Below are 24,701 nucleotides of genomic sequence, written 5' to 3' on the forward strand. Positions count from 1 at the left end.
CATGTTATCTAACACCCCTCAAACCAACGGCATCTTGCACCTGTCGAGGCAGGCGAAGTGTTTGATTGGTCCGCGCATGAGAGGGGCTGTGTATGGAACTGCGTGTTGGACTGCTGACTGTTTTGCTGGCGACGGTAAGCCGCGCCGCACTGGCGCAAGATGCTACGGTGTTGGAGCGCATCGAGATCAAGGCGGGGTCTTCGACATCGACGATAGGCACGGCTCCGGACGAATATCCGGGCGGACAGGTGGCGCGCGGCGGTCGCATTGGATTGCTCGGCAACCGGGACTTCATCGATACGCCGTTCAACATTACCAGCTACACCGCGGAGACGATCGAAAATCGAGGCGCTCAGACGGTAGCCGATGTTGTGGCCAATGATCCATCGGTGAGAAGCACCCATGCGTCCGGCGGTATGCTCGATTCCTTCTATGTCAGGGGATTCCCGCTCAACGAGGGGAACTTCGGCGAAGTCGCCTTCGACGGCGTATTCGGTGTCGCTCCGACCTACCGCCTGTTCACGGACTATGCAGAGCGCGTGGAGGTTCTTAAGGGGCCGACGGCGCTTCTTTACGGCATATCGCCGAACAGCAGCGTCGGCGGCACCATCAACATTGTGCCGAAGCGCGCTTCAGACGTCGACTTGACGCGGGTGACAACCGATTATGCTTCGGATCTTTACGGCGGCAGCCATCTGGATCTGAGCCGCCGCTTCGGCGAGGAACGCCAGTTTGGTGTGCGCTTCAACGGCAGTTTTCACGGTGGCGACACGCCGATCGACAATCAGTCGCGCGACATTGCGGTGGGCGCTCTCGCTCTCGACTACGAGGGCGAAGATCTAAGGGCGACGCTCGACTTCATTGGCCAGCGCGAAGACTTCGACGCTCCGCAGCGTCCGTTCTTTCCGATGGCCGGCATAGAAATTCCAGACGCGCCAGATGGCCGGTCAAATGTTCAGGAACCTTGGGAGTGGTCGAAGAGCAAGGATCTGTCCTGGCTGGGGCGCCTCGAATATGATCTCAGTGACACCGTGACAGTCTTCGGTGCCGTTGGCGGCGGCAATTCGCGCGTCGAACGTCTTTTCGGCACGCCAACCATTCTTAACTCCGCCGGCGACGTCAGCATTACGCCGCAGAATTTCATTTTCGATGTCGACCGGCTCACGGCCGAGACAGGCATAAGGGCTGCGTTCGAGACGGAGGCCGTGGAGCATACCGTCACGTTCCAGGTCAGCGGTCTCCAGCAGACCCTCAACCGAGGCTCGAACTCGGGTACCGCGCAACTTACCAACCTCTTTGATCCGCTTTTCCGCCCCGAACAGGACGTGCCGCAACCGAGCCACGTGCCGAAGGTGTCCGAGAACACGTTCTACGGTTTTGCTCTCTCCGACACGATGTCAATGCTGGACGAGCGTGTGCAACTGACGCTGGGTGGGCGCTGGCAGCATATCGATACCGAAAACTTCAGCCCAGTGACGGGCGACGTCACCAGCTCTTCCGATGAGGCCGCAGTGACCCCACTCGCTGGTATTGTCGTCAAGCCGTGGGAGAACGTCGCCCTCTACGCCAACTATGTCGAAGGCCTGAGCGTCGGCGACACCGCTCCCACGACAGCCGTCAATGCCGGCGAGACGCTCGCTCCCTATCGGTCCAAACAATACGAAATCGGCACGAAAATCGACCTCGGACGAGTGGCGGTAACCGTCAGCGCGTTCCAGATCGAAAAGCCCTTCGGTCAGCTTGAGACGCGCGGCAGTGACCTCGTCTTCGTCGAGGGCGGCGAGCAGCGCAACCGCGGCGTGGAGCTCAGCATCTTCGGCGAAGTAACGCCTGAGATCCGGGTGCTTGGCGGCGTGACCTTCATTCATGGCGAGTTGACGAAAACGAACAGCGCAACAACCCAAGGCAATACCCCGATTGGCGTGCCGTCGGTGCAGCTCAATGTGGGAGCGGAATGGGATACGCCCTTCCTGCCGGGCCTAACGCTTGCCGGCAATGTCATCCACACGGACGAGCAGTTCGTCAACACGGCGAATACACAGAAAATCCCCTCATGGACGCGCCTTGACCTCGGCGCCAGATATCACACCGAAATCAACGAAAAGCCTGTCACCTTCCGCGCCGAAGTCGAGAATGTCTTCGATCTCGATTATTGGTCCGGCGTCGCGAGCTTCGGCACGATCTCGCAGGGAGCACCGCTGACGGTGAAGGTCTCGATGACGACTGATTTTTAACGGCGCGGTGAGTGCCGCCGCCGACGGGCGAACCACCTTAGTGATACGCACCGAAGCGCCGGCCAAATGCCGGCGCTTCGGCCGTTTGGAGCTCGACTGACCGGAACACGTAAAAGCGATTTTGCCGATCAACCAATTGCGGCTACGGGGAAGCAATCTTCGCTTCAGCTTGCGTTGCGGACAAAGAAGAGACAAGAAGAGGCTCTCCTAGTATCAAGAGCCTCGCCTGCGGAAAGCCAATTGCGCGGCTGGTTCCTGTCTAATTCGCCCTGTCAGAAAGGCTGACGGCATAGCCCGGCCGATAGGGGATAGGCAGGAAGCGGCGGTGGTATTCCGCAAATGTCACGTCCGGATCAAGATCGGCGAACAGGTCCGGATGGAACCATTTCGCCAGTTGCTGGACCGCAAAGAACTCGTAGGGGCTGTTGTAGAACTGGTGCCAGATACCGTGGAAATTCCGCGTCCTCTGCGCGGCGATGCCGGTATAGGCGCTACGGGTGGTGAACCATTCGAGCTTCTTGCGGGTCACCTCGGGATCGGCGCCCGGGCCAAGCGGGATCCACTTGCCACCTGGGACATAGGCTTCCCAGTCGGCGCTGGTAACCACCACCTGCTCAGGATCGGCGGCGATCACCTGCTCGGGGTTGATCTGTCCGAAGGTGGAGGGAAGCAAGTCGCTGCCGATATTGTGGCCGCCGGCAAGTTCGACATATTTGCCGAAGTTTTCCGCACCAAATGACAGGCAGCAATCATCGGCATACCCGCCGATCCGTTCGACGAACACGCTCGGGCGTTGCGGCTTGGCACGGGCGAGCACATCGGTCACGCGGGACATGGCCTGATGCCGGAAAGCGATAATCTCTTCCGCACGCGTATCGCGCGCCATGATCTTGCCAAGGAGGCGAATGGTCGGTTCGGTGTTCTTCAGCGGGGCATGACGGAAGTCGATATAGAGGACCGGAATCTTCAGCTCCGCCAGCCTCTCGATATAGTTGACGTCCTGATTGGCCCTCATCGCTTCGAGATTGAGCAGGACCACATCGGGCTTCTGGACGATGGTCGATTCGATGTCGATCAGCCCATTCTCCTTTCCTGCGAAGGCCGGAAGCTTCGCCAGTTGGGGAAAGGCGTCGAGATACTGGGCGTAGGTGGCCGGATCGGCCTCGACCAGATCGTTGCGCCATCCGACGACGCGGGCCAACGGGTCTTCCTTGTCGAGCGAGGCGATGAGATAAAGCTGCCGCCCCTCTCCAAGGAAAATCCGCTTGACCGGCGCGTTCACTGTCACCTCACGGCCGGCGATGTCGGTGACAGTGATCGGTGCTTGCGTTGCCTGTTCGCCGGCGAATATGATCGCCGGGCCCATTGCAATCAACACAAAAGCCGCAATCACGGCACGCAAGGCCGATAGGTCTCTCCTCACGATAATTCTCCTTTGTCGGATGACGGGCGCGATTTGAGCCATAGGCCAAGCGCCACTAAAAAAGATAGGCCGTAAAGGCTCGCAACGAGCGGGAACGCGATTTCGAGACCGTACCGTTGCGTGGCAACAACGCCGGCGATGATCCCGACGACCGAAGCAATCTGCTGGCAGCTCTGCGCGAGCCCCAGGACCGATCCCTGCCGGTCGCTTTGCGTGGCTGCCGAAACGAGGGACAGCAGCACCGGCGTCGTTCCTCCAAGGAGCGCGCCCCAAGCGAAATAGAGCGCAGCGAAAAGGCCGATGGCACGGGTCGAGCCGGCAAAACCGGTGACCGCGAGGCAGCCGGCTGCGATCAACACGCTCCATCCGAGTACAAAGGACGGCGCGCGATCCTCGAAGAGCCGTGCCCATAGGGGCGCGGTGACCACGAAACCGAGCGCCATGAGCCCGTAGCTTAAGCCGGTGATCCAATGATGAGCGCTGTAGACCTCCGACATGAAGAGCGAAAACGGGACCTGCAGGACCATCCTGCTTGTCAGCAGTATCCCCATCAGTGCCAGGAGTCCGGGCACGGATAAGCCGGCCGATGGTGCAAGACCCGCCGTGCTCCGCTTTGCCGGACCCTTGAAGCCCGCCCCTCCTGGCGGTACCGGCAAGCTACCCCAGGCAACAATGGCGCAGAGCGCACAGATCACGCCGGCGGTGAGATTGACGGCCGCGAACGGCAAGGCATCAAGGATAAGGCCACCCAGGAAGGCGCCACCAAGAGAGCCGACATTGGTTGCCACCTGGAGCCAGGCGAAGAGACGCGCGCGATCGCGCCCGCCTGTGACCTGCACGCTATAGGCCTGGGACGGGGCGATATAGCCGGCGCACGCCCCCTGCAGGAAGCGCAGAGCCAGAATGGTCCACACGTCGTTCGCAAAGGCGACAAGTAGTTGCGTGACCGCCAGGCCCGCCAAGGCGCGGACCATCATCAACCGATTGCCGTAGCGGTCGCCCATGCGCCCCCAAAAGGCGCTCGTCAGCGATACGCCGAGCATCGGACATACATAGACGCCGATTCCGGCGAGACCGAAGATGGTTCCGGAAGTGCTCAACGCCTTGATCTGGATCGGCCAGAAGGGGCCGCTCATTTCCATGGCGCCCATGGAAATGAATTGCAGGCCGAACAGCAGCGCGAAGACAGGTCCGAAGCCACGCAGGACGGCGACTGCACTGGTCATTGCGCCCCCGCCAGCGGGTTGGGCAATTGGTGTTCGAGCCGATAGTCGCGATAGCGTTCCAGATGCATCCGCAGGACCGAACGGGTCGGCCAAGGCAGTTCAAGAAAAGCTTCGCGCTCCGCAAGCCAGAACGCATCAGACAGCATCCGGGGCCGCAGTGTCTGGAACGCCTCTTCTGTCTCCTCCCGCAGGATGCACCATAGAAGGTCGCCGGAAAGCTTATAGTGCTCGGTAAGGCAAAGGGCGATCTCATGAAGGTGGCAGACAAAGCAGGCATCGATGACGAAGGAGCGGACGAGACTGATGTCGTCGTCGAACGTCGTCGGCAGAATCCCCTTGCGGCTGAACGGCTTCAGCGCGTAACCGCGCTCCTTGAAGAGCGGCACGAAACTGCGGCCGTCGCCGAAGTCGCGGATCAGCAGTTTCCGCGGCTGGCCACGATCGTCGAAGAGAATCGTACTGTTTTGCTGATGCGCCTCGAAAGCAATTCCGTAGAGAAGATACATGGCGAGCGCCGGCCGGACGACGGTGCGCGCATAGGCGCGGAAGAATGCGGCAACCGCCGCCTCGCTCTCGTTGCCATTTCTGGCGATGAGCTCGCAGATGAGAGGGTTGCCGTCCAGCGGGCTTGCCGTCAGCAGCGCCGCGACGGTTACGGGCAACATGCCATCGCCGCGTGCCAAGGCACCGGTGCTGCGATAGACCACCGACAGGAAACGGCCGGGATGCTCGTCGCCCGTGTCCGGATGATGCAGAATGGCGCCCAGCTCTTCGGTGAAAATCTCCAGCTCATTTTTGAGATCTTCCTCCTTCGACAGAACGTCGGAAATCAGCGCGCTGAGGCGAGGCCCCATATGGATCGATTTGGCCTGCAGCGTGCGCTGCTCGCTCGTCATCCAGATTGCTACCGGCAGCTTGATGAAAGGTCTCGGTGCCTCTGTCTCCGGCAGCATCGTGCGGAACGACATGGACGGCAGCGTGACGATCTCCGGGCCTTCCGGGTCGAAAACACCCGCCGAGATCTCGGGCGCGAATTCGCGATGCACAAAATTCTTCAGGTGCCATGTGTGGACAGGGAAAGGAAGCCAGTCTTCGGGTAGTTTCCCGCGCTCTCTCAGGCGATCGCTCCAGTCCTGCCAGAGGTCGGGGAAGTTCTTCGAAAACCATCCCGAATAGCTTTCCACATGCGGCATCTTCTCCACATAGGTCCAGTCGTTGCGCAACGCGGCGATGCGAAGCCGCACACGGGCGCCGAACTCCGGTGATAGTGCAATAACGTCTTCGGGCGGCAGGCCGGGCTTTGCCTTCCATGTCGGATAGAAGGGGTGGCCCTCAAGCGCACCCCATTGGTCGAGGGTCATGGCAGCCAAGTGCGGGGACAGGTTTCCTTCGAGATAGGCAAGGAAGCCTGATGCATCGGCCTCAGCGATTTTCTGGCGTAGTTCGGCGCTCCAGCGTTCCCGATGGCGCCGTGCGAGAACGTCGTTGCGCATGCTATCGTCTACGTCGCGGAGCAGGTGCTCTAGTCCGTCGGGCGCAGGCGTAAGCGCGAGAGACGGCGCAACCTCCCGCATCAGGGCGGCGGGACCATCGATCCTGTATCGGATGCCTGTTCCGTCCAGCACTTCGATTTGCCCGCGATTTTGCAATGTTCCGGCCGGCGCAAGGTACAGGTCGGCAAAGTGCAGCACACGCCGCGAAACCCAAAGGGGAATCCAAGCCTGCCTGCCGTCATGAGCCCACAACAATGCATTCGGATCCAACAGACGTTCCGCGAACAGGCAGCGGACCAGGCGGCTGATCGCATTGCACGCCGCCTTCTCCAGAAGCTCTGTCTCACCTGTCGCAATTTGATCTGTTGCAGAAGAAATTTTCTCGTCCATTAAGCTGCCTCCGGCCAGTCAGATGGTACATAGTCGAGCGCTCCGTCGGCCAATCCGCCATGATAGTCGCGCGCCCATTGATAGGTTTTGGCAATGGCGGGAACCGCCACATTGAGCCGTTCCGCCATTGTGACGAGCAGGGCCTGTCCGAAGGCGATATCCTCATGGAAGGCGCGGCTTTCGCGATCGACGATGAGTCCCGGACCGTAGGGGTTGGCAACGAGGGGCGCACGGATGCCCGCATAGGCGCGATTTGTGCGCAGAAGCGTGTACAGAGTCCGGTCGTCCGCGATCTGGTTCCCATAGGCCTCCACGAGTTCCTGCTGAAGCGGCTTTACGGAACTCAAATCAATGCTGAGACGCGCCTCACTCGCTCGCCGGATCGCCTGATTCTCCGCGTCGCAAGCTTCCAGGAGCTCGGCGCCTGCTTGAGGGCAATCGCTCCACCAGCACAGGGGTTCGTTGAATGGCCTGTTCTCGAAGGGTGCGCCAGGGCCGATGAGAGTGTAAAGGATGGCGGGATGCATCAGTGCGTTGCCCGGCGTCAAAGTGATCTCAAGGTAGTCTCGCAAAAGGGTGACGGGCGCCACGTAGAGGCGATTCAACATTGCCGTGAGTCCGGCGCCGCTGGCAGCGCTTTCGCGACGATGAAGAGCGACAAAGAGTTCTGCTTTGGCCCCACCCATTCGCACCTTCTGCCCCGCGACCAGGTCGAAGGCGATGTGGGGCACGTCCTTCATGCCCCAGATCACTACATTCTCGCATCCTGAAAGCGCTTTTGCCGCGAGCCAATCGAAGCCACAAAAGCCGGGAATTGCTCCGACATACACGCTCTTATCCCGAGGCAAATGCGGCGCGATTCGATGCAAGAGTGCCGGTCTAGCCTGGGCTGGCTGCGTGATGACGACCATATCGGCATTCTCAAGCGCCTTGGCAGGATCGGTTCCGACATGGTCGGGCCTGGCGCTCAAGATGTGATCGTCCCGGGTCTGTGCTTGCCAGAGATCGTCGCCACTTGCCCATCGCCCGGCGACCGTGTTGGAAGTGGTCAGGACAGAAACCTCAATACCTGGAACCTGCTTGAAAAGAACCGCGTTCAAGTGGCCCGTGCGGCCAGCGCCACAAATGGTCACCTTCATGCTGCGCGCGCCCGTCCGGAGAGCCAGCCATCCAGCTGGATGGCGATTGCCGGGTCGAGAAGGCGGCGCTTTGCCATCCATTCGTCGTCGAAAATCGAACCCAGATATTTCTCTCCGCCATCCGCGACCGTCGTCACGACCGTGCCTGTCAGCTTGCCGGCGGCGATAAGCTCCAGCGCCTTGTAGATGGCGCCGCCCGTTGAACCGCCCACCAGCAGTCCTTTGCTGCGTGCGATGTAGCGCGCCGTCTCGAAGGCTTGGGTGTCCGTCACCTGGACGCCCTCGTCAATGCAGCCATAGTCCAGCACTTTACCGACCTCGTCACCTGCCGGCGTTCCCGTTCCGGATTGATAGTAGGGATGCCCAGGCTTGCCGAAGACAATCGATCCTGCCGGCTCGACCGCGATCGTGCGCACGGCCGGGTTGTGGCGCTTGAGGCGCTGGGAGATCCCAGTCATAGAGCCGCCTGTCCCGACGCAACCGACAAAGGCATCAATGCCGTCCGGGAGTTGGGTCAGCAACTCGTCGACGAGACCGGCATAGCCTTCCGGATTTGCCGGATTGTCGGATTGGTTCATGAACAACGCGCCTGGAAGCTGGGCTCCTAGCTGTGCGGCCAGCCTTTGTCGCTCGACGACGGCAACTTCGTCCTCGCGAAAATCGCCTTCGACGTAGCGGATCTCGGCGCCGAGTGCCCGCATCATGCGGACCTTGTCGGGTGCCGCATGATGGTCCACCACTGCGATAAAGCGCAGCCCGAACTCCAGTGCAGCGAGCGCAAGGCCGGTGCCAGTATTGCCGGAGGATGATTCGACGATGGTGCCTCCCGGCGCGAGGCGCCCGTCTTCGAGAGCGGCGACAACCATGCTGCGTGCCATGCGGTCCTTCATCGAGCCGCCGGGATTGTTCTTCTCTATCTTCAATACCAAGACGGCTTCGCGGTTCGGCACGTCAATCGACATTACCGGAGTTTGGCCGATCAATTGCGTTACGGTCGTGTGCAGCATTTAAACCTCTTCGACTGCGTCGGGAATGAGGATGGGATGCCCTTTAGCGTCCCCGACGACGCATAGGCGGGCGGGCATCGGGTGGCGGTGGAATTCGTTTTCGAGAAGATCCATCTGGTAACCGCCAGTATTGGCGAAGACCAGGAGGTCTCCGGCTTGCGGGGTGACGGGGAAGGTCAGCCACCTGTTGCTGAGAACGTCCTCGTCGAGACAACTATGTCCGGCGAGATAGGCCCGGATTGGGGAAGACACGGAGAGCGGTCTGGCGGCTGGCACGAGAATCGGATCGACCAGAAACTCGGAGGCAAACCAGGTTTCGCAGGCGCTGAAGCTGCTGCCTTCAACGAAGATGACGTACGTGCCCGCATCGAGGGATTTCACGCGCGTTACCCGAACGACCGTAATGGCCGCCTGGTCCGCCAAGGCGCGGCCCGGCTCCATTGCCAGAACGAGCTGCTCCTGCCTAAAATAGGTCGCGACGCTGCGGCCTTCGCTCATCTCAGCCTGCAAGAGGCGGCGCAGCCAATCCGGCGCTGCGAGAGCGCTGCCGTAGGGATAGAACGAGCCCGGTATTTTTCCGGTACGATAGTCCTCAGGCGTCTGGGCTGCGATATGCGCCTGATATTTCAACTGATCGACGTATTGAACTGGCAAGCCCCCACCGATGTCGATCATGCGCGGAGAAAGTCTCATGGCCCGCGCTTCGGCAATGAGTTCAGCGGCCTCGTTCAGTGCTGCCAAGCGGGTCTCCCAGCCATATCCGCTGAGATGGAAATGTAGCCCGTCGAAGCGCAATCTGCTTTCCCGTGCAATACGGGCAAGGCAAGGAATGACGGTCTCCGCCGGCATGCCGAAACGGCTCTTGCTCTGATCCCTCGCCCGAAGCCGCAGGAGGATCGGGTGCGGGCTGGCATGTGCCGGCAAGCGAACGACCAGTTCTTCCAGCTCCTCGGGCGAGTCCACCGATATCAGCGCGTTGCAATCAATGAGCTCTTGATGGAATGCCCCCGTTTTCGCCGGTCCGGTCGCCACGAGCCGGGCACCATTGGCCCCAAGCCGCCTTGCGTCGCGAAGTTCATAAAGACTGGAGACGTCGAGTCCAGCGCCTGAGCCGAGCGCCGCCTGCATGAGGCCGGGCGATTTGTTGACTTTCACTCCATAATAGATCGCATGCTCGACGCCGCCCTCCGTCAGCACGGTTCTTAACGCCGCAAAGTTGTCCTGCAACGCGTCCGGCCAGACCAAATTGAGCGGTGAGCCGAAACGGGCAACCCAGTCGAGAAGAAGAGGATCGTGCCGGGTGAGAAGGTCCGCAGTCGCCGATCGTAAAATCGGCGGCAGGTCAGAGTCGATCTTGTGGCAATGCAACGTCATGACAGCGCCCCGGAAGCGCGTAGAGGCGCCATTTCTGACGAAGCGGGCTTGCACAAAAGCTCAAGAGGGACATCGCATGTCGGCACGCCCTGGGCAAAGATGTGCCGTGTTGTTTTGTAGGGAAACTTGCGGCCGCTGCGCGCCATTTCGAAGATTTCCGCAGGGGTGATCTCCTCACCCAGGCGCCAACTTTCCACCCGCACTGAATTGTAGTCGAGAAGGACCACGGGTATCTTGGCGAGCTTTAGGCGATGTGCAACCGTCAGTCGGTGATGGCCGTCCATGACGAACAGGGCATCTTTTTCTGCCGTTATTGGCGCGGTCCATGCACCTGCTTTCAGGATTTTGGCTTGTAATGCATCGACTCTGTCGAAATTCACCTCTTCTGTTGGGATCAATCGTGCTGGGGAGAGAAGGCAATATTCCATGCGGTCCGGCCTCATGCTCGCTTTGCATCGCATTTTATACTTGAGTCAATGACTCAAGATAATGGCCGCTATAACCAGCGGTGATTGCGGCGTCAACAGCGCCTCAATGACCGATTGCTACACGAGTTAGAGAACGCCTAATAGCGTTACCGCTTTCCTAAAGGCCGTGGATCCATCTCGTCCAAAACGAGACAAGCCTCGGACGTAGCGACGAAAGAGGCCGTTTGCCGTTGGGCAATGCTTCGCGGGCATGACAAGCGAGACTGCGGCTGAAATCATTCCTTTTCGTAAGGGTCAGCCAGCGCTGCATCTGGCTGGCTTACGGGATAGTCGATGTTGGAGATCTTCTCTGCCAGCCTCTTAGGGCCGTTCTGCTTGAGAAGCACTCGAAAGCTTGGGTGCATGCCGCCGTCGACATAGGCTGTCAGATGAGAAGGGCCGTCCTTTTCGAGCAGCGCGGCAAGCTCGGCATCTTCCGTCTTTATCCTGGCGGCGACTGCAGGATCGGGGGTGTCGATGCGCGCAGGGCACGCGGCCAACGGATCGTCTGGATCGCCTCCCTGAAATTCGGCGTTAACGACGTATTTTCCCCCACATGCGGAAATCCTGGGTTCCGTCCTCGTCGCCTCGAAGGCGTCATATCCCGACTTCAATGTCTTCCAGAAGGCGAAATTGGGGTCGCTTCTGTGTTCGGCCATGTTTTTCGCCGTCATACGGAAGGGGAGCGCCTGAACCTGGAATGATGTTTGGCCGCCGCCCAGCGAGGCATTGACGATTGCATAGATCTCGCCGACGCCCTGGTCAGTCATCGCGTAGCAGCCGGCGGAGGAGCACGCACCATGCACCATGAGCGCCGTGCCGCTATATCCAAGGGCGGATTCGAGCCTGTTGGGATAACCCAGGTTGAAGGAAAGGTAGTACTGGGACCTAGGGTTCAGCATGCTCTTGCTGACCGAATAAAAGCCTTCGGGAGCTTGGCGGTCGCCGTCGGTCTTCTTGGGTCCGAGCTTGCCCGACCACCGACATATCGGGAAGGATTTCAGCAGGCGATAACGCCCCGTGGCGTCCTGCTTCCACACCTCGAGCTCGCTCTCCTCCTTGAAGGTTCGAACGAGCACCGGGCTTTGAGGCGACATTTTCTTCTTACGCATCTCCGCCATTGTCTTGGTTGAGATCTGAGGAGCAGCGTCGCCGAGATCGTCCAGCGCCGTCTGCACGCAGCCGCTGGTCGCAGTCGCGATCAGGATCATCATGGCAGCCGGCACGACGCCTCGCAGGCGTGACAGGCGGTCAAGAGGACTGCGACAGAGTTTGGTATCATTCATGTCTTGTCTTCCGGGGCGGCATCGCGCGGTGCCTCGAGGTGGCTCTTTGCCGGGAAGACAAAGACAGCGGCAGTCACTTCTTATCCCAGTCCGTTTCGGAATTCGACGGGGAAGGTGGACGAAGGATATGGATGTCGGCCTTCCTGCAGTTCGAGAGGGCGGGCCTGATCTCCGCAGCAAGGGCCGACGGGGACGACCTGCGGAGGATCACGGCCGCCGCCGCGATGACGAATGTGCTTAGCCCTCGGGGGGTGAGGCAAACCGGTCGGCGTCGAACCGGTCAGTGGCGGCGACCGGAATGATGTTCGTACCGGATGCGGCATCCGAATTATGCTGAACCGTGCGGCGCGAAACGCGAGGCGCTCTCATTCCAATCACCGCGCCCGGGGGATGCAGCGCCCAATTCATCAGCGCCCCGTCTGAAATCGATCCGAATAGATCTGCCTCCTCCCAGGAGGCAGTCATTGGCAGGGAGGCGATCACGTTCGCGTCCTCTTGTGAGGCGCGATGTGCGGCAGCGAAAGGCTTGAAGCCGCTATAGGTCGGCAATGCAGATGTCCGTTTATCCGGAAGCATGCCGATTGGGCCAATCGAAGCAATCTCCAGCTTGGCGTCGGCCCCCAAGTCGGCTGGCCGCATTGCCGGTATCGGGATCGGGAACGATGAAAGATCCAGGGAGGACCGTTCGTCGTCCCGCTCGGCCGCGTCGGTCTGCAAGGCCAGCGCATTCAATGCGCGGCTTCGCGGCGTGGGCAGGAGCGCCGTCACGAGGCTATTGTCTATCGCGTCGCGGCCCGACGTTCCTGCGTCATCGTCTTCTCCAGCGGTGCTGGCGATCTGGATGGAGGCGGCGCCGGCGCGCTTCCTATAGTTGGCAACCGCCTGGTTATATCCCGGCAGCGGCCGGCCATCGGCTGGAAGATGCATCGTCTGCCCGTTCGGGAATATTCGAGCAAGTTCTTGCCGAGACATGCGGGGCCAAGCCCGGACGTTGCCGACGTCGAGATGCACGAACGGCGATCCCGATGTCGGATAATATCCGACACCACCGGCCTGCATCTGCATTGCAAGGGTACGCAGCGTCGAAAGCTTCACACCTGGAACGTAGAAGTCCATCGCCTTGCCAAGCATGTGCTGGCTCTTCTTGGCGACGCCCGTACTGCGCGAACGGTTGCGGAGCATGTTATTGGTGGCCGGAGAACGGTAGGCGGAGACGATGTGGATGTAGTCCTTCGCGGCGCTGCGCTCGTACACTTCCCAGACCAGGTCAAGCAGCCGGGGATCCATCCGGGTGGGCTCGTTCCTTCGCCAGTCGCGCAGAAACCGATTTATCTGGGACAGGCCCTTTGGATCGAACCTTCCGTCGCGCTTGTAGGTAATCGTGGCCCTCTCGCCCGTATGGGTAAAGAACAGCTTCAGCGTACGATCTTCCGCGGAGGCAAAAGATGCAGAACCGATAAGCGCGGGGAGCGCGAGCAGAGTTCGCAGGATGGTCTGCGCGACGAGCCGTCCCACACGCGAAAAGAGTGCGGCGACCGCGCCGTCCGATGCTGCACCCCAGAACCCTTTCACTGGATATTTCGACACGAACAATCCCGTCTCACACAAAAACACTCGACGACGTGCGGGAACGTCCGCATCAATCGCGCTCAGTAGAACCACTTTATGGTCAACAAATTCCTAACAGACGGATGCTTAGGCTCGGTGAATCGAGGCAGCGGGGCCATCCGAGGACGGCCAGCTTTTCAAACGCGAATATCGTCTCCATTTTCTGGCTTGGGCTTGCCAGATCGTGCAGCCCCTCGGACTGAACTCATTGATCGGCTTTGCGTTCACGAAAACGTTGGTTGTTGCCACGATTTCGGCGCCTCGACGACTTCCAGGTCCTGGACTGCAGCGCCTCAGCCTCAGGGTGCCGCTCAGGACCCGGTTGCGTGTCGGGCAGAGTCCGAAGGATGGCAGGGACTCAAATCAGAAGCCGAGCTAGGTAACAAACCGCATCCCGGCTCCATTCGTTTCCGAGCTGCTGCTGTGATGTGACTTTTCGCGGGAAAACTCGGTTTCATCATGGACTTTGCTCATGGCACCTGCCCTCCAAGGACAGGTGATCCGCAGCCAAGCATCGCCCAGTCGCGCTTTGGTGCTGAAATATCGGAACTTTTCGGGCTGTAATCAGTTGAAAAGCTTTGATCAGGAGAAATCTCGAAGGGCCACCTGCATGCCGAACATCCGGAACATGGCGCCGAAGAGCGGGTTCGATCCCCGCGACCGGCTGATCGTGGCACTCTATGCGCAGCTGAAGGCAGAGCGGGAAACGCGTGAAACATTGGAATGGGCAATCCGCAACGGCGCGCTTTCAGACGAAGTGCTCGAAGCGATCGCCGCGGACCCCGTGCGGCCCGTTACCAGCGACGATATCGCATCCGTCGAAAAGATTATCGCCTTGGATGAGCGCCGCAAAGCAGCGCCACGCGATGACGACTGAAGAGAGGACAGGATTATGGTCGACATTACCTATCAGATTGTGCCGCATGACGAAGGCTGGGCATACAAGCTCGGCGGCACGCTTTCCGAAACCTATGCGACCGTCGAAGAAGCGATCAATCACGCCAAACGCGCAGCGTCCCGCCAGAAGATCGGCGACGGCGACGCTACGCTGGCTTTTCCGGCTCCGGACGGCGGCTGGCGGTTTGTGCCGCTTGAAACGGATAAGAGCGGAAGCAGGCTCTGATCGACAACGCAGGAGACGGGGATGGCAGCGCGGGCAAGCTGGAAGGGTCATCTGAGGATCGGCGACCTCGTCTGCGCCGTCGGGCTTTATACGGCAATTTCCGCATCGGACCGGCTCTCCTTCAATATCATCAACCGGAAGACCGGCCATCGCGTCGAGCGTCAGTTCGTGGACAGCGAGACCGGCAAGCCTGTGGAGCGTGAGGATCAGGTCAAGGGTTACCGGATGGACAATGGCGAATACATCGTCATCGAAGGCGACGAGATTGCCAATGTCATGCCCGAGAGCGACAAGGTCATGGATGTCCAGAGCTTCATTGCTCTCGATGAAATCGACAAGCTCTATTTCGACCGTCCTTACTATCTTGCACCTGTCGATGAGAATGACGAAGAGGCGCTGCGCCTGATTGCGAGGAGCATGCGTGAAAACAAGGTGGCAGCGCTTGCCGAGGCCGTGCTCTTCCGGCGCAACCGGACCCTGCTGATCCGCCCGCGTGAGGACTACGTCATCGCGACGATGTTGAACTTCGACTACGAGGTTCGTTCTGCCGATCCGGTCTTCAAGGACATTCCGGACATCAAGTTCGACAAGGAGATGCTCGAGCTTGCCGGTCATATCATCGGTACGAAGAAGGGCGTGTTCGAGCCGAGCGAATACGAGGATCGCTACGAGGCGGCGCTGACCGAATTGGTGAAGGCCAAGGTCGAGGGAAGGGCACTGCCGAAGAGGAAGCCGAAGCCGGAGGGCAAGGTTGTCGATCTGATGGAGGCGCTGCGCCAGAGTGCCAAGTTGAGTGAAAAGAAAGCGCCTGCGAAAGGGACGGCGCAGCGCCCTGCCTCCGATAGCCGCCGCACGAAAGCTGGCTGACCATGGCGCTCGAGACCTATCAGGCAAAACGCAACTTCAGGATCACCCCTGAACCGCGTGACGCTAAAGGCCGCAGGCTTAGAAACAGTTTTGTCATTCAAAAGCACGATGCCACGCGGCTGCATTATGACTTCCGGCTGGAGATAGACGGGGTCCTGAAAAGCTGGGCCGCGACCCGGGGACCAAGCCTCAATCCGGAGGACAAGCGCCTCGCCGTCCACGTGGAGGATCACCCCCTTTCCTACGGCGATTTCGAAGGTATCATCCCGAAGGGGCAGTATGGCGGCGGTACTGTGATCATCTGGGATCGTGGCACCTGGACGCCGCTTGCCGATGCAAAGATCGCCTATCGAAAGGGTCATATCGAATTCGAGCTTGATGGCGAAAAGCTGAAAGGACGCTGGCATCTGGTGCGAATGCACGGGCGCCCGGGTGAAAGGCATGAGAACTGGTTGCTGATCAAGGGAGACGACGCCGAGGCGCGCCATGACGGCAAAGACATTTTGGAACAACGGCCGGAATCGGCAAAGACCGGACGGCGCATTGAAGAGGTCGCCAAGAATCCGACCGATACCTGGAATTCCAAACCGAAGGGCGGCGACAAGACTGTCACGTCAAGGACAAAGAAGGTTGGACCGCAAGTCCACGATTGGCCAAAAGGGCGCCAAGAAAGCGGCGATGCCCGATTTTGTGGAGCCGTTACTTGCCAAGCTGAAGGCCAGGCCGCCGGCCGGCGACGGCTGGATCCACGAGATCAAATTCGATGGTTATCGGCTGCAGGTCCGGATCGAAAAGGGAAAGGTGACGATGCTGACCCGCACGGGGCTCAACTGGACGGAAAAGTTCGGCAGGGACATCGTCGACGCCTTCATGGCATTGCCAATCCAATCGGCGATTATCGACGGGGAGCTGGTGGTAGAGCGGGATACCGGCGCTTCCGATTTTTCCGCGCTTCAGCAGGACCTGAGCGAGCGACGCTATGATCGCTTCATCTTCTACGCTTTTGATCTGATGTATCTTGACGGCCGTGATCTACGTGCCGCGCGTTTGATGGAGCGCAAAAGTCTGCTTGAAAAAACGCTGCTTGGCGGAAACAACAAGCTGCGTTTCAGCGAGCATTTCAACGAGAACGGCGGCCTGGTTTTCGATCACGCCTGCAGGCTGAGCCTGGAGGGCGTCATCTCCAAGCAGTGCGACAGCCCCTATACGTCCGGCCGCAATGGCAATTGGATCAAGGCCAAGTGCTCGCACCGGCAGGAGCTTGTCATTGGTGGTTATGTGCCATCGACCTCCATGAAGAATGCGATCGGCTCGTTGGCGATGGGTTACTATGATAATGGCAAGCTGAAGCATGTCGGACGTGTCGGCACCGGCTACACAGCCACGGTGGCCCAGGATCTCTATGAGCGGCTTTCCAAAATCGAAGAGAAGGGGAGTTGTTTTGACGGTAAGCTGACGTCGGAGGAACGGCGCGGGCTTATTTATGTGAAGCTGGAGCTTGTCGCGGAGGTGGAATTTCGCGCGTGGTCCGCCGATGGTAACCTGCGGCACGCCGCTTTCCGCGGTTTGCGCGAGGACAAACTGGCGAAGGACGTGGTGCGCGAGATGGAAAAGACGACCGCAAAAAGCCTGCCGAAATCGCAAGTGACGCTGACCCATCCGGATCGCATTTACTGGCCGGATGAAGGCGTTACCAAGGAAGGACTTGCCAATTATTACGCGCAGGTCTGGCGCTTCATGGAGCCTTACGTGGTCAATCGTCCTTTGGCTCTGCTGCGTCTGCCAGACGGCATTGAAGGACATCAGCGTTTCTTCCAGAAACACGCCTGGAAGGGCATGAACGAGAATATCGAACAGATCACGGATCCGAAGGACAGGGGCGGAGAAAAGTTGCTGCGCATTGCCGATTTCGATGGTTTGGTGGCCCTCGTGCAATCGGCTGTGCTCGAAATTCATCCCTGGGGCGCGACGACGGACAATTGGGAAAAACCGGACATGATAACCATGGACCTCGATCCGGGCGGCGAGGTTGCGTGGGATAATGTCATCGCTGCCGCGCGCGAGATCAAAGAGCGCCTGGAGGCCGAAGGACTTGCCGGCTTCGTCAAGACCTCCGGCGGCAAGGGCCTGCATGTGGTCACGCCACTGAAGCCAAAAGCAGGTTGGGCGGAGGTGAAGGCCTTTGCGAAACGGCTGGCGGACACCATGGCCGCAGAAAGCCCGGACCGCTACATCGCAAAGGCGACGAAAGCCGAACGCACCGGCAAGATCTTCATCGACTACCTGCGCAATGGCCGCGGCAACACCGCAGTCGCCGCCTATTCGACGCGTGCCCGGCCGGGAGCGGCCGTCTCGATGCCGCTGGAATGGACCGAACTCACCGCCGACATCGGCCCGGCCTATTTCACCATCGAGAACACGCCGCCGCGGCTCGACGCGCTGCCGAAAGACCCGTGGGACGGGTTCTTTGCGGCAGCAAAGCCGCTTGAGAAAAAGAAGAAGCGTTAGCGCCTGGCAGTGGCCTGCCGTCAGCCTCTCCCGTGGAGGAGAGACTGACAATGCGTTGGTTCCAGCAACTAGGCTGCCTTCGCAACTTCGCCGTGCGGGTCGAGCACGAATTTGGTGGCGGCTCCCTGGTCGAAGCTCTCATAGCCTTGCGCAGCTTCCTCCAGTGAGATCACCTTGGCATTGACGATGTCGGCAATCGGTAGGCGGTCGTGGAGGATCGCCTGCATCAGCTGACGATTGTATTTCAGGACAGGCGTTTGGCCGGTGTGGAAGGATTGGGCCTTTGCCCAGCCGAGGCCGAAACGGAGCGAGAGGTTGCCGTGTTTTGCGGCATTGTCGACGGCGCCTGGATCTTCGGTGACGTAGAGGCCCGGAATTCCGATCGAACCGGCCGCACGGGTGATCTCCATCATCTGGTTGAGCACGATTGCCGGCTGCTCGCCGCCCGAATGACCGCGGGCTTCGAAGCCGACGGCGTCGATGGCGCTGTCCACCTCATTGGTGCCGACGACCTGAGCAATCATGTCGCCGAGGCGGTCGCTCTTGGAAAGGTCGATCGGTTCAAAGCCAACCTTGGCGGCATGGGCCAAACGATCCTTGTTGAAATCGCCGATCATGACGACGGCCGCACCGAGGATGCGGGCAGAAGCGGCAGCGGCCATGCCGACCGGACCGGCGCCTGCGACATAGACCGTCGAGCCGACGCCGACGCCGGCGCGCACTGCGCCGTGGAAGCCCGTCGGAAGGATATCGGAAAGCATGGTGAGATCGCGGATCTTCGCCATTGCCTTGTCGCGATCGGGAAGTTTCAGCAGATTGAAATCGGCGTAGGGGATCATGACGTAGCGGGCTTGGCCGCCGATCCACCCGCCCATGTCGACATAGCCATAAGCCCCGCCAGCGCGCGAAGGGTTGACCGTCAGGCAGACGCCGGTGTCCTGGGCTTTGCAGCAGCGGCAGCGGCCGCAGGCAACGTTGAAGGGCACGGAAACGATATCGCCGATGCTCAGCATTTCGACATCGACGCCCTTTTCGATGATCTCACCGGTAATTTCGTGGCCGAGAACGAGACCGGGCATGGCTGTCGTGCGGCCGCGGACCATATGCTGGTCGGAGCCGCAGATATTGGTGGAGATTACCTTCAGGATGACGCCATGCTCGATGCGGCGGCCATCCGGCGCTTCCAGTTTCGGATCGTCGATGTCGCGGACCTCGACCTTGCCGGGCCGCAAATAGACGACGCCTCGGTTCTTGCTCATTTTCATCTCCTCCGTTGAAAATGTGACCAACCGAGCATGGCTCCTCTCCATGCCGGCTGCTTCGAACAGATTAGTGCAGAATGGCGGGCGCGCCGTTCCGTTTACGACGATTTGGGGCCGGAAATGGCCGCTGCCCTCAGTGAGATCTTGGCGACCTCGGTTTTTCGCCTTCGGCGGCCAAGCTCTTCTTCAGGGCGTCCATGATGTTGATGACATTGCCGGTCGATTTGACAGCGGGCCGTTTCTTTGTGGGGGCAGCCTGCTTGAGGCTCTTCGTCTTGTTGCGGATCATTGTTTTCAGCCGCTTCTGAATCGGATCCTGCACCATAGAGACATTCCACTCTTTCGTCTCTTCCTTGACAAGGCGCTTCATCATGGCGAGCACCTTGTTGTCGACTTTGGTGTCGATATCCAGGTGCGCGACCGGCTCTCGGACCTCGTTGCCGTAATGCAACGTCCAGAGAATGATGCCCTTGCCTTGAGGCTCGAGAAGCACCGCCCTTTCACGGCGATAAAGCACCAGCCTTGCGATGCCGACCACGTTGTTTGCCCTCATCGCTTCGCGAATGACGCAGAAGGCCTCTGTACCGACCTTGTCCTCCGGCGCCAGAAAATGCGGCTTGTCGTACCAGATCCAGTCGATCGAGCCGCGCGGCACGAACGTGTCGATGTCGATGGTACGGGTGCTTTCGAGCCCGACCTCCTCGATCTCATCGTCTTCGAGAATGACGTAATCGTCCTCGCCCTTCGGATAACCCTTGACCTGTTCCTTTGCGGACACGGCCTTATGGGTGACGCTGTCGACATAGCGGCTTTCGACCCGGTTGCTGGTCTTGCGATTGAGAACATGGAAGCGGACCTTATTGCTCTCGGTCGTGGCCGCCGTCAGCGAGACTGACGCCGTGACGAGCGACAGCTTGAGATAGCCTTTCCAGAAAGTCTGCCGCGCCATGGCCGTCTCCTTAAGCCGCCTTGTCGAGTTCCGGATAGTGCCGGAAGATGCCATCCTCGTTGAAAGCGATGCGCCGCTCCGATTTCAGGTAGGCGGCGATGTTCTGGCGCCTGGCCACTGCATCATGCAGGGCCGATAGCGCCGGGTATCTCGCCCGATAACCTGCCATGCCCTTGGGGAAGGCATAGTTCAGGCCCTCAATGATCTGAAAGAGCGAAAGGTCGACATAGGTAAGCGCATCGCCGAGGATATGTTGCGGGCCTTGCGGGTTCTGCTGAAGCACGCGTTCGAAATAACCGAGGTATTTCGGGATGCGCTCCTTGATAAATTCGGCCGAGCGCGCCTTTGCCTCGTCCTTCTGATCTTCGTAGTAGAGCGAGGTGGCGATCGGATGGTGCGTGTCATGCACCTCAGCGACGAAATCGGTAATCGTGAGTTGCAAGCCGTTCAATACGTAGCGCAAGCCTTCCTCCTTAGGCGCCAGACCAAGCTTCGGCCCGAGATAAAGCAGGATATTGGCGACGTGCGGCATGATGAGGTCGCCATCTTTCAAAAAGGGAGGCGCAAACGGGATATGCGGTTCTGAGCCGCTCCGCATGAGGCTCATCATTGCGCTGGTTCCCCGGCCGCTGCCGGATTCGCGCGCGACGTCGACATACTCGGCGCCCGCCTCCTCCAGCGACAGGCGGACGAATTCCCCCCGTCCCTGGATGCCGTCCCAGTAATAAAGCTCGTATGCCATCCATTCCCTCAACGCTCGGTTTTGCGACCGAAATCTTTTCGCAGTTCATCCTTTGCTTGTTCAAGTGTGTTCTTTTTCTTCTTCGTCAACTGGTCGCCGGCGCGGTTGATATAGAAGCTCAGCATCGACATGGCCGAGCGAAAGGGGCTCGATTTTCGGCGGCGGCTCGCCACCGCGGAGTGTTTGATCGAAGCGGCGATCTTCTTCGGATCGTCGGATTTGAAAACGCTTTCCTTGAGGTCCATGGCGTCGCTGTGCTCGGTCACCTCGTGCGACCATTTCCTTTTCGCCTTGGTCATCGGAACCTCCTCGATCAGGAACGGCGCACTTTGGCGGCGGGCCATTCCAAAGATCAGTGATGGGCTTGATGTTCGTGGCGCTTGCGCGTCGCGGCTGCCTTCTTGGCGGATGCCGAACGCTCGGCTGCGGAGCGGGATGCCGATGCCGCGCCGCCTTTGCGGCCGCCTTTTTCAGAGGCTTCGTGCGTGTCTTTCTTTCCGCGACCCGAACCGGACTTGTTGCCGCCGCCGCTTTCCTTGTTGACGGTAGCCCAGGCCCGGCGCTCTGCCTCTTTCTCGGAAACGCCACGTCCCTCGTAGCCTTCCTCGATGTGCTCTGCCTTGCGTTTCTGCTTGCCCGTATAGGTGGATTTGTCACCTCTTGGCATATTTTCCTCCTCTTGTTTGCAAAGAGATTGAACCGCGAGGCACTGCAAAAAGTTCCGGAGTCATGCCTGGATTTTGACGCAGGAGGAGCGTGCTTGGCGCAGCTAAGCGATCGGCCTTTGCTCAGCCGCGGTCTTCACCGCCAGGTCGAGGGCTCTGCTGCTGAAGGGTTTCGACAGCAGGACCGAGCCGGAGAAACGGCTGGCGTCCGGAAGCTGGCTGTTTCCTGTGGCAAATACCAACCCAACGGATGGTAGTACTTCTCTTGCCTTGGCAGCGAAGGCGGGGCCAGACATGCCCGGCAAGCCGACATCGACGACGATGATATCGATCTTTGTATGCACCAGGATCTCGACACCCTGTTCCCCGCTTTCGACATCGATCACCTCATAACCCAGGTCGTGAAGTATTTCCGTCGTGTCCATACGGATGAATGCATCGTCCTCCACCAGCAACAGTTTGAGTTTGGCATGCATGATCTCCGGCGGCGTGGTACCTGGGATGTCGGCCGGTCCGGCCGGGGCATGGAAGCGTTGGGCGTTGTGGGCAAGCACCAGGCGGATCTTCCGCGCAAGCGCCTCTCGCGTATAGGGCTTGGAGAGAAGTTCGAGGCCGGGATCGAGGCGGCCGTCATGGACGATCGAGTTTTCCGTATAGCCGGAGGTATAGAGAACTGCGATGTTCGGCAGGCGTTGGCGCGCCATGCGCGCGAGCTCGGGGCTCTTCAACGGACCTGGCATGACGACGTCCGTAAATAGCATATCGATATGCACACCGCTTTCGATGACGGTGAGTGCGCTCTGCGCATCGCGGGCCTTCAACACGTAATAGCCGAGATCGGTCAGCATCTCGACGACGGTGGCCCGCACGCCCTCGTCGTCCTCCGCGACGAGGATGGTTTCCGTGCCGCCGACCGATGGTGGTGCTTCGTTGCTGGCCACGCGGTCCTCGGTCTGGAACGAGCGAGGCAGATAGAGCTTGATCGTCGTTCCTTCTCCAACCTCGCTGTAGATCTTCACATGCCCGCCGGATTGCTTGACGAAGCCGTAGACCATCGAAAGCCCGAGGCCAGTGCCCCTGCCTTCGGGCTTGGTGGTGAAGAAGGGCTCGAAGGCCTGCACCATGACCTCCGGAGGCATCCCGCACCCGCTATCGGTAACGGCGAGCACGACATACTGACCAGCAGTCACTTCCGGATGGATCCGGCAATAGGAATCGTCGAGAAATGCATTACCCACCTCGATTGTCAGCTTACCGGATCCTTCCATCGCGTCCCGCGAATTGATGGTGAGGTTGAGAACCGCATTTTCAATCTGGACCGGATCGGCAAAGGTGTTCCAGAGGCCACCGGAAACCATGGTCTCGATTTCGACCTCCTCGCCCAGCGCGCGGCGAAGCATATCATCCATGCCGGTCACGAGACGGCCCATATTGATGACCTTCGGCTCCAGCGCCTGACGGCGGCCGAAGGCGAGCAAATGGTTTGCCAGCCGTGAGCCCCGCTCCACGGCGGCAAGCGCGTTTGAAATCCGCTCCTTGGCGCGACCATCGTTCGGGACGTCCTTTCCCAGGAGTTGGAGATTGCCCGAGATGACCTGCAGCAGATTGTTGAAATCATGGGCGACACCGCCCGTGAGCTTGCCAATCGACTCCATTTTCTGTGATTGCTGGAGGGCAGCCTCGGCCTGTTGGCGCTCGGCGATCTCATTGGCAACGCGCAGTTCCAGCGTTTCGTTGAGTCTACGCAGTTGGCTTTCGATGCTGCTGCGCCGGGCGATCTCCATGTCGGCAGCGTGCAGCAGCCGGGCATTGTCGATTGCGACAGCCGCCTGACCGGCAAGGCTGACAAGACTCGCCTCCGCCGCGCCGGTGAAGCGGCCGGGCTGCGCGTGGCCGAAAAAGAGGCCGCCGATGACTGCCCCGCTGCGGGATTTTACCGGCACTGCGAGATAACTTCGTACCGGCAGATGGCCGTTTGGCATGCCGGCATAAGGAGCGTTGTGCCCGTAGCGGGGGTCAAGCAGGATATCGTCGGAACGCACGACACCTTCGCCGCTGAAGGTCGGCGCGAAGACCTTTGTATTGCGCGGCATCGGAAACTTTTCGAAGTTCTTCCGCTCGACGCCCGAAAGCGCGTAGAGCATGTAGCTTCCGCCTTCTCCGTCATCGACATTATAAAAGAACGCGCCAAATTCCGCTCCCGTCAGTGCCACGCCGGCATCAACGGCAATCTGTGTCAAACGGTCGATATTGAGTTCGGCCGTGATTGCAGCACCGGCTGCATTGACGATCGAAAGTGCGTCGGATTTCGACCGCAGCTCTTCAAGCGCGTGACGCTCGCGCCGCTTGGCGATGACTTGCGCCGAAACTTCCATGGTCGCACAAAGCAGACCGCCAATTGCGCCTGTTTCGTCGCGAAGCGGCGTATAGGAAAAGGTGAACCAGGTGTCCTCCGTGCGTCCGTCCCGCCGCATCGGAATCAGCAATTCCTCGAAGATATGAGATTCGCCTTTGAGCGTGGCATGGACGATCGGTTCGAATTGCGGCCAGATATCGCTCCAGACTTCAGTGAAGGGTTTGCCCAGCGCGCTTGGATGACGATCCGGGAAAATCGGCACGTAGGCGTCGTTGTAGATGAAGGCAAGGTCGGGCCCCCAGGCGACGAATTTCGGCTGGCGCGAATTCAATACAACTTCGACAATATACCTGAGGCAAACAGGCCAGCCCTTCACAGGCCCAAGGCCTGAAACGCTGAAGTCGGCATTGCGCAGTATGTCGCCGATATTTCCGCCACCCTTCGGCCAAACGCCGTCTTCGCGCCGGGTCATTCAAACCGCCTTCATGATCGGACCGCAACGAGGCGAATTCGCTCGGGAATTCAGGCCATCTGCCAACGGCAAGATAGAGGCCTTGGGGCGTTCGGAAAGAGGATTTTGGA

At 59.8% G+C, this 24,701-nt stretch carries 19 protein-coding genes and 1 pseudogene; 5 read left to right on the forward strand and 15 right to left on the reverse strand.

Going from position 1 to position 24,701, the window contains the following annotated elements; all coding sequences use genetic code 11:
* Nucleotides 1-92 precede the first annotated feature (92 nt).
* Nucleotides 93-2,234 (forward strand): TonB-dependent siderophore receptor, encoded by a 2,142-nt coding sequence (locus QA644_RS25415; RefSeq protein ID WP_283073777.1) that lies wholly within the window; start codon nt 93-95, stop codon nt 2,232-2,234.
* Nucleotides 2,235-2,493: 259 nt separating this feature from the next.
* Here QA644_RS25415 and QA644_RS25420 read toward each other — a convergent pair whose 3' ends face one another.
* The 9 genes from QA644_RS25420 to QA644_RS25460 form a co-directional block, all read right to left on the reverse strand.
* The gene (locus QA644_RS25420; RefSeq protein ID WP_283074025.1) at nt 2,494-3,600 is read right to left on the reverse strand and encodes an ABC transporter substrate-binding protein; all 1,107 of its coding nucleotides are present in this window, start codon (nt 3,598-3,600) and stop codon (nt 2,494-2,496) included.
* Between the two features lie 53 nt (nt 3,601-3,653).
* On the reverse strand, nt 3,654-4,883 hold the full coding sequence (locus QA644_RS25425) for an MFS transporter (RefSeq protein WP_283073778.1): 1,230 nt from the start codon (nt 4,881-4,883) through the stop codon (nt 3,654-3,656).
* Nucleotides 4,880-6,766, reverse strand: a complete 1,887-nt coding sequence (locus QA644_RS25430; protein ID WP_283073779.1) for an IucA/IucC family protein — start codon at nt 6,764-6,766, stop codon at nt 4,880-4,882. Before QA644_RS25430 ends, QA644_RS25425 begins: the two co-directional genes overlap by 4 nt.
* Nucleotides 6,766-7,905 (reverse strand): NAD/NADP octopine/nopaline dehydrogenase family protein, encoded by a 1,140-nt coding sequence (locus QA644_RS25435; protein ID WP_283073780.1) that lies wholly within the window; start codon nt 7,903-7,905, stop codon nt 6,766-6,768. The genes QA644_RS25430 and QA644_RS25435 overlap by 1 nt, the downstream gene beginning before the upstream one ends.
* Complete coding sequence (locus tag QA644_RS25440) at nt 7,902-8,912, reverse strand: cysteine synthase family protein (RefSeq protein WP_283073781.1); 1,011 nt, start codon at nt 8,910-8,912, stop codon at nt 7,902-7,904. Before QA644_RS25440 ends, QA644_RS25435 begins: the two co-directional genes overlap by 4 nt.
* A complete protein-coding gene (locus QA644_RS25445) occupies nt 8,913-10,286 on the reverse strand; it encodes a Y4yA family PLP-dependent enzyme (RefSeq protein WP_283073782.1) in 1,374 nt (457 codons plus the stop codon).
* On the reverse strand, nt 10,283-10,714 hold the full coding sequence (locus tag QA644_RS25450; protein ID WP_283073783.1) for a ParB N-terminal domain-containing protein: 432 nt from the start codon (nt 10,712-10,714) through the stop codon (nt 10,283-10,285). The genes QA644_RS25445 and QA644_RS25450 overlap by 4 nt, the downstream gene beginning before the upstream one ends.
* 275 nt (nt 10,715-10,989) lie before the next feature.
* A complete protein-coding gene (locus QA644_RS25455; RefSeq protein ID WP_283073784.1) occupies nt 10,990-12,039 on the reverse strand; it encodes a murein L,D-transpeptidase family protein in 1,050 nt (349 codons plus the stop codon).
* A 237-nt stretch (nt 12,040-12,276) separates the two neighbouring features.
* Nucleotides 12,277-13,632: a DUF882 domain-containing protein gene (locus tag QA644_RS25460; RefSeq protein WP_283073785.1), complete on the reverse strand. Its 1,356-nt coding sequence runs from the start codon at nt 13,630-13,632 to the stop codon at nt 12,277-12,279.
* Nucleotides 13,633-14,257: 625 nt separating this feature from the next.
* On the opposite strand from QA644_RS25460, the gene QA644_RS25465 reads away from it, so the two are divergent.
* From QA644_RS25465 to ligD, 4 genes and pseudogenes are all read left to right on the forward strand, one after another.
* Nucleotides 14,258-14,524: a hypothetical protein gene (locus tag QA644_RS25465; RefSeq protein ID WP_022716615.1), complete on the forward strand. Its 267-nt coding sequence runs from the start codon at nt 14,258-14,260 to the stop codon at nt 14,522-14,524.
* Nucleotides 14,525-14,539: 15 nt separating this feature from the next.
* The gene (locus tag QA644_RS25470; protein WP_074064889.1) at nt 14,540-14,770 is read left to right on the forward strand and encodes a DUF2188 domain-containing protein; all 231 of its coding nucleotides are present in this window, start codon (nt 14,540-14,542) and stop codon (nt 14,768-14,770) included.
* A gap of 21 nt (nt 14,771-14,791) precedes the next feature.
* Nucleotides 14,792-15,637, forward strand: coding sequence for a Ku protein (locus QA644_RS25475; RefSeq protein ID WP_239600977.1), 846 nt, complete (start codon nt 14,792-14,794; stop codon nt 15,635-15,637).
* 2 nt (nt 15,638-15,639) lie between these two features.
* Nucleotides 15,640-18,145 (forward strand): annotated as a pseudogene (gene ligD / locus QA644_RS25480) (DNA ligase D).
* Nucleotides 18,146-18,213: 68 nt separating this feature from the next.
* On the opposite strand, the gene fdhA reads toward ligD, so the two are convergent.
* From fdhA to QA644_RS25510, 6 genes are all read right to left on the reverse strand, one after another.
* On the reverse strand, nt 18,214-19,404 hold the full coding sequence (gene fdhA, locus QA644_RS25485) for a formaldehyde dehydrogenase, glutathione-independent (RefSeq protein WP_074071636.1): 1,191 nt from the start codon (nt 19,402-19,404) through the stop codon (nt 18,214-18,216).
* Nucleotides 19,405-19,540: 136 nt separating this feature from the next.
* The gene (locus QA644_RS25490) at nt 19,541-20,356 is read right to left on the reverse strand and encodes a Ku protein (protein WP_283073786.1); all 816 of its coding nucleotides are present in this window, start codon (nt 20,354-20,356) and stop codon (nt 19,541-19,543) included.
* Between the two features lie 10 nt (nt 20,357-20,366).
* Entirely contained in the window at nt 20,367-21,098 is a 732-nt protein-coding gene (locus tag QA644_RS25495; RefSeq protein WP_283073787.1) for a glutathione S-transferase, read from the reverse strand.
* Nucleotides 21,099-21,106: 8 nt separating this feature from the next.
* Nucleotides 21,107-21,397, reverse strand: a complete 291-nt coding sequence (locus tag QA644_RS25500) for a DUF3175 domain-containing protein (RefSeq protein WP_283073788.1) — start codon at nt 21,395-21,397, stop codon at nt 21,107-21,109.
* A gap of 53 nt (nt 21,398-21,450) precedes the next feature.
* Nucleotides 21,451-21,765 (reverse strand): plasmid stabilization protein, encoded by a 315-nt coding sequence (locus QA644_RS25505; RefSeq protein ID WP_239600969.1) that lies wholly within the window; start codon nt 21,763-21,765, stop codon nt 21,451-21,453.
* Nucleotides 21,766-21,867: 102 nt separating this feature from the next.
* Complete coding sequence (locus QA644_RS25510; protein ID WP_283073789.1) at nt 21,868-24,591, reverse strand: response regulator; 2,724 nt, start codon at nt 24,589-24,591, stop codon at nt 21,868-21,870.
* Nucleotides 24,592-24,701 lie beyond the last annotated feature (110 nt).

The organism is Rhizobium sp. CC1099 (assembly GCF_029714385.1).
In the GTDB taxonomy this organism is placed as follows: domain Bacteria; phylum Pseudomonadota; class Alphaproteobacteria; order Rhizobiales; family Rhizobiaceae; genus Rhizobium.

Coding starts and splice junctions, on each gene's coding strand:
- QA644_RS25415 (WP_283073777.1), top strand. CDS start 93: ATGGAACTGCGTGTTGGACTGCTGACTGTTTTGCTGGCGACGGTAAGC.
- QA644_RS25420 (WP_283074025.1), bottom strand. CDS start 3,600: ATGGGCCCGGCGATCATATTCGCCGGCGAACAGGCAACGCAAGCACCG.
- QA644_RS25425 (WP_283073778.1), bottom strand. CDS start 4,883: ATGACCAGTGCAGTCGCCGTCCTGCGTGGCTTCGGACCTGTCTTCGCG.
- QA644_RS25430 (WP_283073779.1), bottom strand. CDS start 6,766: ATGGACGAGAAAATTTCTTCTGCAACAGATCAAATTGCGACAGGTGAG.
- QA644_RS25435 (WP_283073780.1), bottom strand. CDS start 7,905: ATGAAGGTGACCATTTGTGGCGCTGGCCGCACGGGCCACTTGAACGCG.
- QA644_RS25440 (WP_283073781.1), bottom strand. CDS start 8,912: ATGCTGCACACGACCGTAACGCAATTGATCGGCCAAACTCCGGTAATG.
- QA644_RS25445 (WP_283073782.1), bottom strand. CDS start 10,286: ATGACGTTGCATTGCCACAAGATCGACTCTGACCTGCCGCCGATTTTA.
- QA644_RS25450 (WP_283073783.1), bottom strand. CDS start 10,714: ATGGAATATTGCCTTCTCTCCCCAGCACGATTGATCCCAACAGAAGAG.
- QA644_RS25455 (WP_283073784.1), bottom strand. CDS start 12,039: ATGAATGATACCAAACTCTGTCGCAGTCCTCTTGACCGCCTGTCACGC.
- QA644_RS25465 (WP_022716615.1), top strand. CDS start 14,258: ATGCCGAACATCCGGAACATGGCGCCGAAGAGCGGGTTCGATCCCCGC.
- QA644_RS25470 (WP_074064889.1), top strand. CDS start 14,540: ATGGTCGACATTACCTATCAGATTGTGCCGCATGACGAAGGCTGGGCA.
- QA644_RS25475 (WP_239600977.1), top strand. CDS start 14,792: ATGGCAGCGCGGGCAAGCTGGAAGGGTCATCTGAGGATCGGCGACCTC.
- fdhA (WP_074071636.1), bottom strand. CDS start 19,404: ATGAGCAAGAACCGAGGCGTCGTCTATTTGCGGCCCGGCAAGGTCGAG.
- QA644_RS25490 (WP_283073786.1), bottom strand. CDS start 20,356: ATGGCGCGGCAGACTTTCTGGAAAGGCTATCTCAAGCTGTCGCTCGTC.
- QA644_RS25495 (WP_283073787.1), bottom strand. CDS start 21,098: ATGGCATACGAGCTTTATTACTGGGACGGCATCCAGGGACGGGGGGAA.
- QA644_RS25500 (WP_283073788.1), bottom strand. CDS start 21,397: ATGACCAAGGCGAAAAGGAAATGGTCGCACGAGGTGACCGAGCACAGC.
- QA644_RS25505 (WP_239600969.1), bottom strand. CDS start 21,765: ATGCCAAGAGGTGACAAATCCACCTATACGGGCAAGCAGAAACGCAAG.
- QA644_RS25510 (WP_283073789.1), bottom strand. CDS start 24,591: ATGACCCGGCGCGAAGACGGCGTTTGGCCGAAGGGTGGCGGAAATATC.